16 protein-coding genes are annotated in these 15,667 nt (G+C 62.8%); 9 read left to right on the forward strand and 7 right to left on the reverse strand.

The genetic code is table 11. The annotated features are described in order from the left end of the window. Positions 1 to 353: 353 nt before the first annotated feature. Together cobT and AC0NIL_RS07945 are read left to right on the forward strand one after the other, a co-directional pair. Positions 354 to 2,255, forward strand: a complete 1,902-nt coding sequence (gene cobT, locus AC0NIL_RS07940; protein WP_063169108.1) for a cobaltochelatase subunit CobT — start codon at positions 354 to 356, stop codon at positions 2,253 to 2,255. After that, positions 2,252 to 3,280, forward strand: coding sequence for an esterase-like activity of phytase family protein (locus tag AC0NIL_RS07945; RefSeq protein ID WP_473572640.1), 1,029 nt, complete (start codon positions 2,252 to 2,254; stop codon positions 3,278 to 3,280). The genes cobT and AC0NIL_RS07945 overlap by 4 nt, the downstream gene beginning before the upstream one ends. An 11-nt stretch (positions 3,281 to 3,291) precedes the next feature. Here AC0NIL_RS07945 and AC0NIL_RS07950 read toward each other — a convergent pair whose 3' ends face one another. The 3 genes from AC0NIL_RS07950 to rpmB form a co-directional block, all read right to left on the reverse strand. Next, the gene (locus AC0NIL_RS07950; protein ID WP_473572639.1) at positions 3,292 to 3,963 is read right to left on the reverse strand and encodes a spermidine synthase; all 672 of its coding nucleotides are present in this window, start codon (positions 3,961 to 3,963) and stop codon (positions 3,292 to 3,294) included. Between the two features lie 59 nt (positions 3,964 to 4,022). Beyond that, positions 4,023 to 4,703 carry a queuosine precursor transporter gene (locus AC0NIL_RS07955; protein ID WP_473572638.1) on the reverse strand — a complete coding sequence of 227 codons (681 nt, stop codon included), beginning with the start codon at positions 4,701 to 4,703 and terminating at the stop codon, positions 4,023 to 4,025. 162 nt (positions 4,704 to 4,865) lie between these two features. Next, positions 4,866 to 5,162, reverse strand: coding sequence for a 50S ribosomal protein L28 (gene rpmB / locus AC0NIL_RS07960; protein ID WP_013529373.1), 297 nt, complete (start codon positions 5,160 to 5,162; stop codon positions 4,866 to 4,868). Between the two features lie 258 nt (positions 5,163 to 5,420). On the opposite strand from rpmB, the gene AC0NIL_RS07965 reads away from it, so the two are divergent. From AC0NIL_RS07965 to AC0NIL_RS07975, 3 genes are read left to right on the forward strand one after another with little or no spacing between them, the layout of a single operon-like run. Beyond that, positions 5,421 to 6,209 (forward strand): DUF3108 domain-containing protein, encoded by a 789-nt coding sequence (locus tag AC0NIL_RS07965; protein ID WP_473572637.1) that lies wholly within the window; start codon positions 5,421 to 5,423, stop codon positions 6,207 to 6,209. Positions 6,210 to 6,243: 34 nt separating this feature from the next. Next, a complete protein-coding gene (gene yddG, locus AC0NIL_RS07970; RefSeq protein WP_024503744.1) occupies positions 6,244 to 7,155 on the forward strand; it encodes an aromatic amino acid exporter YddG in 912 nt (303 codons plus the stop codon). Next, positions 7,152 to 7,838 (forward strand): lysoplasmalogenase, encoded by a 687-nt coding sequence (locus AC0NIL_RS07975; RefSeq protein WP_473572636.1) that lies wholly within the window; start codon positions 7,152 to 7,154, stop codon positions 7,836 to 7,838. Before yddG ends, AC0NIL_RS07975 begins: the two co-directional genes overlap by 4 nt. Before the next feature lies 1 nt (position 7,839). Here AC0NIL_RS07975 and AC0NIL_RS07980 read toward each other — a convergent pair whose 3' ends face one another. Continuing rightward, entirely contained in the window at positions 7,840 to 8,268 is a 429-nt protein-coding gene (locus AC0NIL_RS07980; RefSeq protein ID WP_024503746.1) for a cupin domain-containing protein, read from the reverse strand. A 22-nt stretch (positions 8,269 to 8,290) separates the two neighbouring features. Then, positions 8,291 to 9,058 (reverse strand): hydroxyacylglutathione hydrolase, encoded by a 768-nt coding sequence (gene gloB, locus AC0NIL_RS07985; RefSeq protein WP_013529378.1) that lies wholly within the window; start codon positions 9,056 to 9,058, stop codon positions 8,291 to 8,293. 137 nt (positions 9,059 to 9,195) lie between these two features. Here gloB and AC0NIL_RS07990 point away from each other — a divergent pair, with 137 nt between their 5' ends. The 3 genes from AC0NIL_RS07990 to AC0NIL_RS08000 all read left to right on the forward strand — a co-directional run bounded on the left by AC0NIL_RS07990 (position 9,196) and on the right by AC0NIL_RS08000 (position 12,824). Beyond that, a complete protein-coding gene (locus AC0NIL_RS07990; protein WP_013529379.1) occupies positions 9,196 to 9,978 on the forward strand; it encodes a class I SAM-dependent methyltransferase in 783 nt (260 codons plus the stop codon). Positions 9,979 to 10,110: 132 nt separating this feature from the next. Beyond that, the gene (locus AC0NIL_RS07995; protein WP_473572635.1) at positions 10,111 to 11,937 is read left to right on the forward strand and encodes an ABC transporter ATP-binding protein/permease; all 1,827 of its coding nucleotides are present in this window, start codon (positions 10,111 to 10,113) and stop codon (positions 11,935 to 11,937) included. 83 nt (positions 11,938 to 12,020) lie between these two features. Continuing rightward, a complete protein-coding gene (locus AC0NIL_RS08000; RefSeq protein WP_063169101.1) occupies positions 12,021 to 12,824 on the forward strand; it encodes a DUF1194 domain-containing protein in 804 nt (267 codons plus the stop codon). 71 nt (positions 12,825 to 12,895) lie between these two features. Here AC0NIL_RS08000 and AC0NIL_RS08005 read toward each other — a convergent pair whose 3' ends face one another. Next, the gene (locus tag AC0NIL_RS08005) at positions 12,896 to 13,828 is read right to left on the reverse strand and encodes a glycosyltransferase family 2 protein (protein WP_473572634.1); all 933 of its coding nucleotides are present in this window, start codon (positions 13,826 to 13,828) and stop codon (positions 12,896 to 12,898) included. Positions 13,829 to 14,197: 369 nt separating this feature from the next. On the opposite strand from AC0NIL_RS08005, the gene AC0NIL_RS08010 reads away from it, so the two are divergent. Beyond that, complete coding sequence (locus tag AC0NIL_RS08010; RefSeq protein ID WP_013529383.1) at positions 14,198 to 14,548, forward strand: DUF1330 domain-containing protein; 351 nt, start codon at positions 14,198 to 14,200, stop codon at positions 14,546 to 14,548. Positions 14,549 to 14,578: 30 nt separating this feature from the next. On the opposite strand, the gene AC0NIL_RS08015 is transcribed toward AC0NIL_RS08010, so the two are convergent. Continuing rightward, positions 14,579 to 15,571, reverse strand: a complete 993-nt coding sequence (locus AC0NIL_RS08015; RefSeq protein ID WP_027162913.1) for a glycosyltransferase family 2 protein — start codon at positions 15,569 to 15,571, stop codon at positions 14,579 to 14,581. Between the last annotated feature and the right edge of the window lie 96 nt (positions 15,572 to 15,667).

The raw sequence follows: 15,667 nt of genomic DNA on the forward strand, positions 1-15,667 counted from the left end.
ATCACGGCGCGACACCAGTATCCTCGCGTGTGATCATAGGCGCTGTCGATTATCTGGAAGGCGAAAGTCAGCCGATCGTATCGATCTCAGTCTCTGACGCGCCGATACCTAATGACGGAAAGCAGCTGCAAACAATCCCTCACCTCCCTGTAGCGGCTGAAGTACTGAGAGAAAGTCTGGTTGAACTTGAGGGTGTTCGTCCAATTCCCGACGGGTTTGACCACGGATACAGTCATTGGAGACAGGCATATGACAGTGGGAAAGGCGGCTATTTTACGATCTCGGTCGAAGAGATTATCGGCCTCCTGCGCACTCAGCTTGGCCAGCGGCCAGCGGTACAATAGAGATAGATGATGGCGGGTCCGGGCGACAACACGCGCAACAAGTCGAAGACGGGCTCTGAAGCCGACAGCTTCAAGCGTGCCGTCACCGTCTGCATGCGCGCCATTGCCGGCGACAAGGAACTGGAAGTCGGTTTCGCCAAGGACCGGCCGGCGCTCGCCGGCAGCCGCGCGCGCTTGCCGGAGCTGCCCAAGAAGGCATCGAAGACCGATATCGCGATCACCCGCGGCCTCGGCGATTCCATGGCGCTGAAGCGCGCCTGCCATGATGTGCGCATCCACACCAAGCTGGCGCCGGAAGGCAAGGCGGCCCGCGCCATCTATGACGCGGTCGAGCAGGCTCGCGTCGAGGCGATAGGCTCACGCGCCATGCAGGGCGTCGCCGACAATATCGGCTCGATGCTGGAGGACAAATACGCCAAGGCCAACCTCGTCGACATCAAGGACAAGGCCGACGCGCCGATCGAGGAAGCTCTTGCCCTGATGGTGCGCGAGAAGCTGACCGGCCGTCCGATCCCGAAAAGCGGCGAGCGGCTGGTCGAACTTTGGCGCCCCTGGGTCGAGGAGAAGGCCAAGGCCGACCTCGACGGGTTGTCGGCCAAGCTCGGCGACCAGCAGGCGTTCGCCCGGGTCGTGCGAGAGATGCTCGCTTCCATGGAGATGGCCGAGGAACTCGGCGACGACCAGGAGACGGAAGATTCCGAGGACAATGACGACAACCAGCCGCAAGGCGAGGAGCAGAGCGAGGAGGGCGGCGAAGAGGATTCCGGCTCCGAGCAGTCGCAGTCCGAGGATGCCGAAGCTTCGGCCGATGACGAGCAGTCGGCCGAGACGGAAGCCTCCGACGCCACCGCCGACGATCTGTCCGACGATGACGACGCCGATGCCGAAACACCCGGCGAAGCGCGCCGCAACGACAATCCCTTCACCAATCTGCCGAAAGAGATCGACTACAAGGTCTTCACCACCGCTTTCGACGAGACGGTCGGCGCCGAGGAACTGTGCGAAGAAGAAGAGCTCGACCGGCTGCGCGCCTTCCTCGACAAGCAGCTCGCCAACCTGTCCGGCGTCGTCGGGCGGCTGGCCAACCGCCTGCAGCGCCGGCTGATGGCGCAGCAGAACCGCTCCTGGGACTTCGACCTGGAAGAGGGCTATCTCGACCCGGCACGGCTGGTGCGGGTCGTCATCGATCCGATGCAGCCGCTGTCGTTCAAGCAGGAGCGCGACACCAAGTTCCGCGACACGGTGGTGACGCTGGTGCTCGACAATTCCGGCTCGATGCGCGGCCGGCCGATCACGGTCGCCGCCACCTGCGCCGACATATTGGCGCGCACGCTGGAGCGCTGCGGCGTCTCGGTCGAGATCCTCGGCTTCACCACGCGGGCGTGGAAGGGCGGGCAGGCGCGCGAGAAATGGCTGAAGGACGGCAAGCCGCCGAATCCTGGCCGGCTCAACGATCTGCGCCACATCATCTACAAATCGGCCGACCATCCGTGGCGGCGGGCACGGCGCAATCTCGGCCTGATGATGCGCGAAGGCCTGCTCAAGGAAAATATCGACGGCGAGGCGCTGCTGTGGGCGCATAACCGGCTGATCGCCCGGCCCGAGCAGCGCAAGATCCTGATGATGATCTCGGACGGCGCGCCGGTCGACGATTCGACGCTGTCGGTCAATCCGGGCAATTATCTCGAACGCCATCTGCGCGCCGTCATCGAGCTGATCGAGACGCGTTCGCCGGTGGAACTCTTGGCCATCGGCATCGGCCACGATGTCACGCGCTACTACCGCCGCGCCGTCACCATTGTCGATGCCGAGGAGCTGGCTGGCGCCATGACCGAGCAGCTGGCTTCGCTGTTTGCCGAGGAAAGCGCGAAGGATACGCGGCGCGGCGGTGGTATGCGGCGCGCCGGATGATCTCCAGGCGCGGCGGCTTTCAGCAGACGCTTTTCGCCGCCATCGCCCTGCTTTCCGGTGTGGCTTCGGCGGCAGCCGGTTCGCCCGACTCTGGTTCTGTCGAACCGGTCGAAATCTCGGCCCGCCCGATCACCGAATTTCACATTGGCCGTGCCGACAAGCAATTCGGCCCTTTCGAATTCGTCGGCGGGCTGGAGATGACCTCGCCGACACGCGATTTCGGCGCGCTGTCGGCCTTCCGCTTCCTGAAGGCCGGCGGTGACTTCATCGGCGTTGCCGACACCGGCTTCTGGTTCTTCGGCACGGTGGTCCGCGACGCGGAAAAGCGGCCCTCCGGCATCCAGAATTTCCGCATGCAGCAGATGGTCGACGAGACCGGCCGGCCGATCGACAGGAAATGGGAGGTCGATGCGGAAGGCCTCGCGGTCAAGGACGGCATTGCCACCGTCGGCTTCGAGCGCAGCCACCGCGTCGCCCAGTTCAAGATCGACGCCAACGACATGAAGGCGCCGTTCAAGCCGCTGGATTTCGTCGTTCCGGCCCAGGAGCTGCGCCAGAATCGCGGCTTCGAGACCGTCACCCACGCCAATGCCAACGGTCAGCATGAGGGCGGCCTGGTCGTGGTCTCCGAAAAGAGCCTCGACAAGGCCGGCAACATCTATGCCGCCCTCATCGAGGGGCCGCACAAGGGCGTCTTTACTGTCAAGCGCAACGGCGATTTCGACATCACCGACGGCGCCTTCCTGCCGGATGGCGATCTGCTGCTTCTGGAGCGCAGTTTCTCGATGGCGAGGGGCGTCAAGATGCGGCTGCGGCGCATCTATGGCGAAAGCGTCGAGAAGGGCGCGGTCGCCGACGGGCCGGTGCTGCTGGAGGCCGACATGGGCTACCAGATCGACAATATGGAAGGGCTCGACGTCTGGACCCGCGACGACGGCGCGCTGATGGTGTCGCTGATCTCCGACGACAACCACTCGATCCTGCAGCGCAACCTCTATCTGGAATTCATCCTGCACCAGGATTGAGCCCGCCGGCTTTACGTCTTGGTGGCGATCCAGATGATATGGCGCGCGCCGCGCTTGCCGTTGGCGCGCGTACTGACCTCTTCGACCCCGAAGCCTGCCTGCTTCAGCCGCTGCGTGAAGCCGATGTCGGGGCCTTGCGACCACACCGCCAGCACGCCGCCCGACTTGAGGGCGCTGCGTGCGGCTGCGAGGCCCTGCAGGCTGTAGAGCGCGTCGTTGGATTTGTGGACGATGCCTTCCGGGCCGTTGTCGACATCGAGCAGGATGGCGTCCCAGGCCGCGGGCTGCGAGCGTATCAGCTGCCCGACATCGGTCTCCTGGATGGTGACGCGCGGATCGTCGAGACAGCCGCCAAAGATTTCGGCCATCGGACCGTGCGCCCAGGCGACAACGGCCGGCACCAGTTCAGCGATGACGATTCCGGCATCATTGGCCAATTCTGCAAGCGCGGCGCGCAAGGTAAAACCCATGCCAAGCCCACCGATCAGGATTGTTGGCTGGCTATGGCCGGCAATCCGCCCGCAGGAGAGTTTTGCCAGCGCTTCCTCGGAACCGCTGAGGCGGCTGTTCATGAGCTCGTTGGTGCCCAGCATGATCGAGAATTCGGTGCCGCGCCGCTTGAGGCGAAGTTCTTGTCCGCCGTCTGGGGTCTTCGCTGAATCGAGCTGGATCCACGGGATCATGATCTTTGTCCGACCATGATCTTTTCCGAAAACTGGGTCCCACTTTTCGGGATCATGGTTTAAGCCGCAACCGCGGGCTGGCTCCAGCGGGCGGCGAGCAGCCGATAGGGGATGAGTGCGACGACGGCGATGATCAGTTTCACCGAGAGATCACCAAGCGCCCAGGAGATCCAGCGCATCGCCTCGACATGGAAGACGCCCATCAAGGGTGCGTTTTCCAACGCAAAGCCGTCGTTTGGTCCGGCGAAGGCAAAGGCAGCCGAGAAAGCGACGGTGAAGAACACGGCGGTGTCGAACACCGACCCGACCAGCGTGCCGATGATCGGCGCCCGCCACCAGCTCTGCCGGCGCAGCCGGTTGAACACGGTGACATCGAGCAGTTGCGCGGAAAGGAACGCCGCTCCGGACGCGGCCGCGATACGCACCAGCCGGTCGGCGGCGGTCTCGAATTCGATCAGGCCGTGACGGAACAGGAAGGGCGGGACAAGGATCGAGCAGATCACCGCCGTCATGAAGCCGACAAGGACGATCCGGCGCGCCACAGTGGGTCCGTAGCGGCGGTTGGCGAGGTCGGTGACCAGGAACGAGAAGGGATAGGTGAAGGCCCCCCAAGTCAGAAGGTCGGCCAGCGAGAGGCCCCCGATCTGGCCCTGCATCGGGAATTGCACGAGAATGTTCGATGCCACGACGACAAGCGCCATGGCGGCCACGAAGGGCAAATACCGCGAGAAGGAAATCATTTTTTTATCCTGGGTAATGGAACCAGCCAAGCATCATGCCCATGCGGGCGATGCTCGCCTTCGTATGTGGGCACCGGATTGCCAAAACCTTGCGGCTTCGATCCGATGCTCCAAGGCCAACAAGATGTTGGCCAGGGCGGTCGTCCCCCGCCTTTGAACTGTTTAAGCGGCAGCCTGCTCGGCGGTCTTCTTGGCGATCTGCTTCTTCAGCAGACGGGCGCGCTGCGACAATTCCTTGACGTCGGCCTTGGCCAGGAAGGCGTCGAGACCGCCGCGATGTTCGACCGAACGCAGTGCGTTGGCCGAGATGCGCAGGCGCACATTCTGGTTCAGCGCTTCCGAAATCAGCGTTACATTGACGAGGTTCGGCAGGAAGCGACGCTTGGTCTTGTTGTTGGCGTGGCTCACATTGTTGCCGGACATGACTGCCTTGGCAGTGAGTTCGCAGGTGCGGGACATTGTTCTAACCTTCAGTTCTCGGGGTCTGCCAAACACTCAAGCCCACGCCGGGTGGCGCGCGGTTCTGGTCAGGCGGCCTTATGGAAAAAGTTGGCGTTCCATAGTTGCATTTCGCCGAGGCGTCAAGCTCCTGCATTGCCCACGGCGCGCCCGGCATTTTCATATTAAGGCCGGAATTCATCCTATAAGCGGTCTCATAGGGACATGCCAGACCGGAGTTGCCCGCCTCCGGCCGAAAATCAAGGACCCGATCCCGCCATGCTTCGTTCGTCACATGCCTTTGCCGCCATGCTTGCCGCAGCCTTGCCGTCCGCCGCGTCTGCTGCCTCGCCGCAGTCGTTCAAGGGCGAGTATACGGTGTCGTTCCTTGGACTTTCGATAGCGAAATCAACGTTTTCCAGCCGTTATGAGAACGGCGCCTACGCGATCGAAGGCAGCGTCAGCGCGGCAGGGTTGGCAAAACTGTTCGACGACACGCGTGGCACGATCTCGTCCAAAGGCACGATTGCGGGCAAGAGGATGGTGCCGCAGGCATTCCGCGCCGATTACACCTCCGGCAAGAAGGCATCGGTGGTCGACATCCGCTTTGCCAATGGCAGGGTCACCTCGACGCAGGTCGTCCCGGCGCCGGGCAAGCGCGACCCCAAGAGTTGGGTGCCGCTCGGTGCCGGCGACCTGGCATCGGTGCTCGATCCGATGGCTGCCACCGTCATCTATGCCGACAGCCTCGACCAGGTCTGCGGCCGCACAGTAAAGTTCTACGACGGCGAGATGCGCGCCGATCTGACGCTGACCTACGCTTCGAAGGGCACGATCTCGGTGCCGGGCTACAAGGGCGACACGGTTACCTGCCGGATGGGCTTCGAGCCGGTGGCTGGCTATCGCAAGGGCCGCAAGGCGCTCAACTATCTCAAGAACAAAAGCCGCATGATGGTGACGTTTGCACCGCTCGGCCAAACCGGCGTATATGCGCCGATCCATGCCACGGTGGGCACGCAGATCGGCACCTTGACCATCAGCGCCGGACGTTTCGAAGCGGTACAATAGCCAGGCGCAGAATTGGCGCGCCACTGGAGACAGAATGGGGCGCGCAACACTGATCGGCTTTTCGGCGGTCGCCATGTGGGCGCTGCTCGCACTGCTCACCGATGCGTCGGGCCAGGTGCCGCCGTTCCTCTTGTCGGCGATCACCTTCTCGATCGGCACCGGTGTCGGGCTGGTCGCGCGGCTGTTCATGCCGGCACCCGACAAGAGCCAGAGGATACCGCCGCAGGTGTGGCTGATCGGCATTGCCGGGCTGTTCGGCTACCACTTCTTCTATTTCACAGCGTTGCGCAATGCGCCGGCTGTGGAGGCGAGCCTGATCGCCTATCTGTGGCCTTTGCTGATCGTGCTCGGCTCGGCGCTGATGCCGGGCGAAAAACTGGCCTGGAACCATGTCGTCGGCGCGCTGCTCGGCCTTGCCGGCACCGTGCTGATCGTCACCAAGGGCGGGGGCCTCGCCTTCGACGCCCGTTACGCCTTCGGCTATGCGATGGCCGCCGTTTGTGCCGTGCTGTGGTCGTCCTATTCGCTGTTGTCGCGGCGCTTCCCGTCGGTGCCGACCAGCATCGTCACCTGGTTCTGCGCAGCGACCGCGGTGTTGTCGCTCGCCTGCCACCTGGCGCTGGAACAGACGGTTCTGCCTGACGGTGCCGGCCAGTGGCTGGCCGTGCTCGGCCTTGGCCTGATGCCGGTGGGTGCTGCCTTCTATGCCTGGGACATCGGCGTCAAGCGCGGCAATATCCAGGTGCTGGGTGCTGCAAGCTACGCCGCACCGCTGTTGTCGACGCTGGTGCTGATCGCGGCCGGCGTCGCCGAGCCGTCGCTGCGCATCCTCGCCGCCTGCGTGCTCATCACCGGCGGGGCCGCACTTGCAGCGAAGTCGCTGTTTCTGCGCAAACCGGCGGCTGAGAGCGGAGCCAGGGCATCCCAAAGCGGAGCCGGGGCATGACGATGCCGTTTGCCGGCGGCATCGACGCAAATGCCAATGCGACACTGATCTTTTCGCTGGCGGCGGCGGTGATCTACGCCTTTACGCTTGGCACGCCACCAACGCTCGCCCGCTCGGCGGCAAAGACGCTCGCCGTGGCGATGCTTGCCGTGCTGGCCGGGCTGCAGGGCGGCCCGCTGCTGCTCGCCGCCGCGCTCGCCCTCAGCGCCGTTGGCGACGCATTCCTGTCGCGCGACGGTGAAAAGGCCTTCCTCGGCGGGCTGGCCAGTTTTCTTATCGCCCACATCGTCTATGTCGCGCTGTTCCTGCGCAGCGGTGGCGGGTTGGGGGTGCTTGGCGCCGAGTCGTGGCGCGGAGCGATCGCGCTCGCCATGGCGGTGTTTGCGGCCGTCATGCTGGCGGCGCTGTGGCGGCGCGTCGGTCCCGGCCTGCGTATCCCGATCGCCGTCTATGTCGCTGCGATCCTGGCAATGGGTATCTCGGCGCTGACCACCAGCAACGTCTCCGTGATCGGCGGCGCGCTGTTGTTCATGGCATCCGACGGGCTGCTCGCCACGGAGAAATTCCTGGTGGCCGCCATCTCGCCGCACCGCGCCTGGATGCGCTTCGCCGTCTGGGCGCTGTACTACGCCGCCCAACTCGCGATCACGCTTGGGTCCCTGCTATATCCGGGCTCTTATTGAGCTACGGTTGTTTCGGCTGCCAGCCGGGTGCTGCCAGTTCGAAGGCGGCAAACTCGAAGCCCGGCGCGACGGTGCAGCCGACCAGCGTCCATTCGCCGAGGCTGCGCGCCGATTGCCACCGGCCCGCCGGCACGACGATCTGCGGCCGCTCACCGGCTGCGAGATCGATTCCAAGCACCTGCTCCACAACGGTGCTGCCTTCTTCCCACATTGCCAGTGCCAGCGGGGCTCCGGCATGGAAATGCCAGACCTCGGCGGCGTCCTTGACCCGGTGCCAGGCCGAAACCTGATGCTCCTCAAGCAGGAAATAAATGGCGGTCGAATGGCCGCGCGCGCCGCCAGTGCCATCGCGAAAGGTCTCGGCATACCAGCCGCCTTCCGGATGCGGCTTCAGCCCGAGCGTCGCGATGATTTCGGCGGAGCTGGTCACGGCGTCGACGATATCACGGGCTCTAGAAGTTGTCCTTGCGCTTGCGGATTTCGGCAAAGACCTCGGCGTCGGAAGCCTTCTCCAGCCCAAGATGCTTGCGGATCGCCGGATCGTGCCAGCGCAGGAAGGGATTGGTCGACAGTTCCTCGCCGATCGTCGTCGGCAGCGTCGGCTTGTTCTCGGCGCGCAGCTTTTCGATCCTGGCGGCGCGTTCCTTCAATGCTGAATTGGACGGGTCGACGGTCAGCGCGAAACGGGCGTTGGAGAGCGTGTATTCGTGGCCGCAATAGATGGCCGTTTCAGCTGGAAGTGCAGCCAGCTTCTTAAGCGAATCATACATTACCGGCGGCTTGCATTCGAACAGCCGCCCACAACCCAGCGCAAACAGCGTGTCGGCGGTGAACGCCACGCTCGAGGCCGGCAAATAATAGGAAACGTGGCCGGCAGTGTGGCCGGGGGTGGCGATGACTTCGATCCTTTCATCGCCAAGATGGAGAACCGAGCCGTCTTCGACGGTCTCGTCGATGCCGGGGATCTTGGCCTTTTCGGCCTCCGGGCCGACGATGCGCAGCTTGAAGCGCTCCTTGAGCGCCAGATTGGCCTCAACGTGATCCATGTGATGATGTGTGGTCAGGATCATCGTCGGCGTCCAGCCGGTGCGCTTTATCGCGGCCAATATTGGCGCTTCCTCGGGCGCATCGATGATCGCGGTCTGGCCGCTTTTGGGGTCATGAACCAGCACGCCGAAATTGTCGCTGCGGCACATGAACTGTTCGATTTCGACCGGCATCATATCTCTCCGTTATGGCCGCAGACATAGGGCGCTTGCGGGTCGATGTCATCCCGGATGTCGAATGACATTCCCGGAATGTCGGGTCGTCGCGGCCTTTTGTTGAAACCTGGCGACATCACGGCTACATCCCTGCCATGCATTCCGACATCGTCGATCTTCGCTCGTTCTATTCGACAACGCTCGGCCGGTTCGCCGAGCGTTCGATCACCATGGCGTTGTCGTCGATATGGGCGGCCGTTCCCAACGAGCGGCTGGTTGGTCTGGGCTACACCTTGCCGTGGCTGGAGCGGTTCGGCAGCGACGCCGAGCGGGTCTTCGCCTTCATGCCGGCAACGCAAGGCGCGGTGGTGTGGCCGGCGACGGGGCCGACGGCGACGGCACTGGTCTTCGACGAGGAACTGCCGCTGGTCGATTCCTGCATCGACCGCATGCTGCTCGTCCATTCGCTCGAACATGTCGAGAACCCGCGTGAGACGCTGAACGAGATCTGGCGCGTGCTGTCGCCGGCCGGCCGGGTGGTCATCGTCGTGCCCAACCGGCGCGGTGTCTGGGCGCGCTTCGAGCACACCCCATTCGGCAACGGCCGGCCCTTTTCGCGCGGCCAGCTTACGGAACTGCTGCGCGAGGCCAATTTCACGCCCGCCGCGTGGTCCGATGCGCTGTTCTTTCCGCCATCGCGGCGCCGTTTCATGATGCGCTTCCACAATGTACTGGAGCGCGCCGGCCGGCGGCTGTGGCCGATCTTTTCCGGGGTCATCGTGGTCGAGGCGCAGAAGCGGCTCTATCAAGGCGTGCCGGTGGCGCAGCGCGCATCGCGCCGCGTCTTTGTGCCGGTGCTGTCGCCGCATGGCGCCACCCGGCTTGGCCGTCACAAAGCGGATGCCAAGCCCTTGGCTGCGCGGGTGACGGCTTCGTGATCGCGGCAAGCGTGCCTGACGTCGTTTCCCTGCCTATCTGTCGCAAGCAGACCGACAGCCCATCCGGCAGCCCATACGAACGCCTGTCAAGTTTCTCCATCCGGTTGCAGCACTGACGCAAGGACCTCGGCCATGGCTGATCAACCGGACAATGCCGCCGTCGTTCAGCCGGTTGCCGTGGCGGTCGAGGCCAGCAGCCTGCACGATCAGGTGATGACGATCCGGCGGGCGCTTGCGGGATCGCCGGTTCGCAGATGGTTGCTGTGGACATCGGTCGGCATCATGGCCGTGATCATCGCAACGTCGATCGGCCAGGTTCTGCTCAACCGCTGGAACCAGCCTTTCTACGATGCGCTTGCCCGCCGCGACATGGCGGCCTTTTTGCACCAGCTCCTCGTCTTCGCGGCCATAGCCGGGGGACTTCTGGTGCTCAATATCGGCCAGACCTGGCTCAACCAGATGATCAGGCTCAAGCTGCGCGAGGCGCTGACGCTGGATCTGATCGATCAATGGATGCGGCCGGCGCGCGCCTTCCGGCTGGCCAATGCCGGCGCCATCGGCGTCAATCCCGACCAGCGCATGCAGCAGGACGCCGCGCATCTGTCCGATCTGTCAACCGATCTCGGCGTCGGCCTGCTGCAGTCGTGCATCCTGCTCGTGTCCTTCGTCGGCGTGCTGTGGGAGCTGTCCTCGGGCTTCGTGTTCCACATCGGCGGGACCTCGCTGGCCATACCGGGCTACATGGTCTGGGCCGCCATCCTTTACGCCGGCATCGCCTCCTGGCTGAGTTGGCTGGTGGGGCGGCCGCTCATCCGCCTGAACAGCGACCGCTATACACGCGAAGCCGAGCTGCGCTCCTCGATGGTGCGCGTCAACGAGAATGTCGATGCCATTGCGTTGTATCATGGCGAGGCCGACGCCAGGCGGCGGCTCGAACTCGATCTCGGCACGGTGCTGGGCGCCATGCGGCGCATCTACACCGCCCAGATCAACCTGTCCTGGGTGACCGACACCTATGGCTGGATCACCGTCGTGGCGCCCATACTGGTTGCTTCGCCCGTCTATTTCTCAGGTGATATCAGCTTTGGCGGGCTGATGATGGCGGTCGGCGCATTCAACCAGGTCCACTCCTCCTTGCGCTGGTTCATTAACAACATCGGCAGCATTGCCGATTGGCGCGCCACGCTGATGCGCGTGGCCGATTTCCGCATCGCGCTCGATGAAACCGATGCGCTGCACGACACCGAAAAGCGCATCGCCTTCGGCCAAAACGTCAGTGGCAGCCTGACTTTCGAGAAGCTCGAAGTAGCCTCGCCGGAGGGCTGCACCAGGCTCGCCGACCCGCATGTCGAAATCCGCCCCGGCGAGCGCGTCATGATCACCGGCGATCCCGGTGCGGGCAAGACGCTGTTCTTTCGTGCCATTGCCGGCCTGTGGCCATGGGGAAGCGGCCGGATCGGCCTGCCGGCGGGAGAAACCCCCATATTCGTGCCGCGCGTGCCCTATTTTCCGGTCGGCACATTGCGCGAAGTCCTCGATCACCCGAACGGCCCCGCGCCGGCGGACGATGCCGACATTTCGGCGGTGCTGGCCGAGGTCGGTCTGGGACGGCTATCCTCATCGCTCGACCGCGCCGGGCGTTGGGACCATGAGTTGGGCGATGACGAACAGCGCTCGCTGGCCTTCGCCAGGCTCGCGTTGCGGCAGCCGAAATGGGTGATCATCGACGAGGCGCTGGATGCGTTCGACGGCCTATCGCTAAGACGCGTGCTGTCGATGCTCGAGAAGCGTTTGCCGGCGACAGCGATCCTCAACATCGGGCGCGGCCAGCACAACAACCACTTCTTCCCGCGCGCGTTGACGATCGTCAAGGATTCCGGTGCGCCAGCGCTGAAGCCCGCCCGCGTCAGAGCCGGCGCGATCGAACCGCCGCCAGTCGCCGCCCGCCGCAAGAAATGAGCTGATATCAGGACGGGGAAGCAAAGCTTTATTTTGCCGTGATCGCGAGGGAAGCTCTTCGGGAGAACAACCTGGCGACGGCCATGCTTGATGCTCTGCGCCTGCTTGCCTGTCTTGCCTGCGCCCAGGCTGCTCCCGCCGCCTCGCCGCGGGATGCGCTCGCCGTCGACGTCGAGCTGGTGCTGGCAGTCGACATCTCGCTGTCGATGGACGAGAAGGAGTTCGCGCTGCAGCGCGCCGGTTATGTCGAGGCGCTGCGGCATCCCGACTTCATCAAGGCTGTCCGCGCCGGCGCCACGGGCCGCATAGCGCTGACCTATTTCGAGTGGGCCGGCACGGTGCGCGACGATGCGGTCATCGGCTGGCAGATCATCGATAGTGCCGAGAGCGCCAACAGCTTTGCCGACGAGGTCGCGGCGCGCCCGTTCCGCAGCTTTCGCGGCACTTCGATTTCCGGCGCGCTGGCCTTCGGTGCCGAGCTTTTCGACCGCACGTCTTTCCAGGGCGAACGTAGCGTCATCGACATTTCGGGCGACGGACCGAACAATATCGGACCGCCAGTCACCGCGACGCGTGATGCGGCAACTGCCAAAGGCATCGTCGTCAACGGCCTGCCGATCCTGATCAGCCCGTCGCCCACCTTCAGCCATCTCGACCAGTATTACGCGCAATGCGTGACCGGCGGGCCCGGTTCCTTCGTGCTGCCCATCTATGCCGCCGCGGAGTTTTCGACAGCCATCCGGCGCAAGCTGATCCTCGAAGTGAGCGGCATTCGGGACAAGGCGAGAATCACCCCCGTCGACGCGGCCAAGCCGATAGACTGCCTGCAGGGCGAACGGGACAGGCGGTTTTTATCGGATCCGTATTTTCCCGAACTTGACCGCTGAGCTCTCGATAGTGCGGTTCACGCAATCCGGAGGGAAAACCGTTCCACGATTTTCCTGGAGTTGCTCTGGGTTCAGGCGAGCCGGGCGCCACATTGGTTGCGAAACTCGTTGGAGAGATCGCGGCGCCAGCGTCGGCCATGGACATAGCCTTGCATCAATTCCGGCAGCGAGTAGCCAAGCGCTTTCGACGAACGGTTGGCCATATAGCCCTGGAATGCCTCCGGTATCCTGCCTCGCAGGATATCGGCGATGAGCTGCCGCGAGATCATGTAAGGCGGAATGTGCGGGTAGGCGTGGGCAATATGAGGATGTTTGCCCATCAGGTTCGCATAGGCCTCGACATAGCCGTCACGGCGGCCGGAAATCGAGTTCTCCGAATTGTATTTCGTCCAGTCGAGGTCCCCGGACAGTTGCGCACCGAAGCGCCGGGCAAGGCGCAGCAGCAATTCGCGATCCTGCATGCGGGTGATGTCGCTGTCGTAGCCGCCGATGGCCAGCAAGGCTTCACGGCGAGCAGTGATCGCGGAGCCGGCGATGAAGATGGTCTGCCCAACCAGCGTCCGCTCAAGCATTGCGGGGCTCACGAATGCCTCGGGGTTGGCGCAGTTTGTGGTGCGATTGCCCTTCAGGGACACGAACGAACTGATCAGCACTTGCAGTGCAGGATTTTCATCGAACCAGGTCAGGGTTCGTTCAAGCCGGTGCGGCATGTAGATGTCGTCGGAATCGAGGAACGTCACCAACGGTGCCCGCGCCCGCTCGATGCCGGCATTCCTGGCGGCGTTGGCGCCTCGCCATTTCGCCCCGACATAGATCAGCCGCGGGTCCTGGATGCGGGCCAGCGCCGCTTCGGTCCCATCGGTCGAACCATCGTCGACGACAATGTGCTCAAACCTCGACATGCTCTGGGAGAATACGCTTTCCACGGCGCGCAACACTGTTTCGCGTCGGTTGTGGGTCGGCGTAATGACCGTGATGAGAGGTACTGGATCGATCCCGGCCATGTCTGTCAGCTGTTTCCTGCGCAGGGTTGCGCGTCTGTCCAGGACTTTTCGATTTTCAGAACGGTCGAATGGATTGGACTTCCCTTTCTCTACACCACATCACAGTCGGCGCGACGCTATAAAAAACGACTGCCCCTGTCACCCACCGTGCCGGTACTCGATCCAGGCGAGACAACGAATCCCCGCTCTTAGCGTTCCAATTGCAACAGCACCGCCGCACATAGCATTACGAATCACCATGGAAGCAACCCATCATGACAGATAGCATACATCCCATTACCTCAGACGTAATCGCTTAGCGCTCGGCCTTTGGTCAGATTGCCCATGCAGAGGCCGGCAACTCGGCTTCGATGACAAGGGAGTTCAGTCATGGCCGCTTACGCCGTCGCCCATATGCGCCAAGCCACAATGGGTCCGCAGATCGTCGAATATCTGCATAGGATAGATGCCACGCTGGAACCTTTCGGCGGCCGTTTTCTGGTCCATGGCGGCGATGTGGAGGTGATCGAGAACGACTGGCCTGGCCATCTGATCATCATAGAATTTCCCGACAGGCAGCATGTGCATGGCTGGTACAATTCGCCGGCCTACCAAGCGATACTGGCGCTGCGCACGGACAATTCGGAGGCCGATGTGGTGTTCGTCGACGGCGTCGAACATCCGCACAAGGCCACGGATGTTCTGGAGCAATCGCCGGATCAAGGATCAATTGGACGCTGAACTGCGGTTCAAGGAATGGCGGTACAGCGTCTAGCTATGCCCAACATAGTCTGGCACCGTTTCGATTTTGTCGCGAACCATGCCAGTTGCGAAACTGAACTGGCCCCAAAACGCCAAACCATAAAATGCCTGACCGACAATCAGAGAAAAGGGAACCTGCCAAAGCGGCATCCCGGTTTCCCGGGCATGGCCTACGATCCGTCGTGTCGTGCGCCATGACATGGTGAGCCACCGGCTGAAGGACTTGACTATCCGTCGCGTGCGGCTCGGCGAATTGAGCGCAACGAACTTCCGGTCGGCGTCGCGACCTGTAACCAGGGCGCGCCAGTAAAAGAACCGCCAGCCCCGCGGCGAATAGTGATAAACGCGTGCGTTGACATTATGAATTTTGTGGCCCTCCCGCAGCAGTTCGCGCATCAGCAAAGTGCAGGAAACCTTGAAGCCGTTATGTTTTGGAAAAGGATGGCTGAGGATCCACTCGCGTCGAAACGCTACATTGTTGGCGTTGATCGCTCGCTTCGAGGCAAATCGCCCGTCTCCACGGGCCATCGGGAAAAACCAGATCAACGCAAAGGTTCTTGAAAAGAAGTCGTCGTATGAAAGGTATGTATATCCGTTTGCGCAGATAACTTCAGAGTTTTCAAAGGGTTCAAGCAGTCCTGATAGCCATCCTGGTTCCGCGACCACGTCGGAATCCAGAAAGATGACGATATCTCCGTCCGATGCCAGCATACCGTTGTTCTTCAGGTCGTAATATCGGCCGCCAGGGAAAGCTGTGAAGACGAGTTCGGCAACCTGACCGAGCTGCGGGGCCTCATTCGAAATCTCACGACGCAACGCCTCTTTGTCCGACTCTGCTCCACCGTGAGAGATGACGATCCTTGGTCGCGCTGAACCGGTTGCTGAAACCGATGAGATTTCCCGAGCCAAGGCCTTCATCCCAACGCCGATCTCGTCCCAGTCGATGGACCTGGCGTTTTCCATTTCCACAACGAGTGAGTAAGTTGCGCGTTCTTCGACCATTTTTTGCCCCCCCGAGCCGTCAGTGTGGCTATAGCCGCACTAGCCCGCTGTCAAACAGTCGACGCCAATTCACACTGGTTCGCGATCGTCATACAG

This window comes from Mesorhizobium sp. WSM1343 (assembly GCF_055901535.1).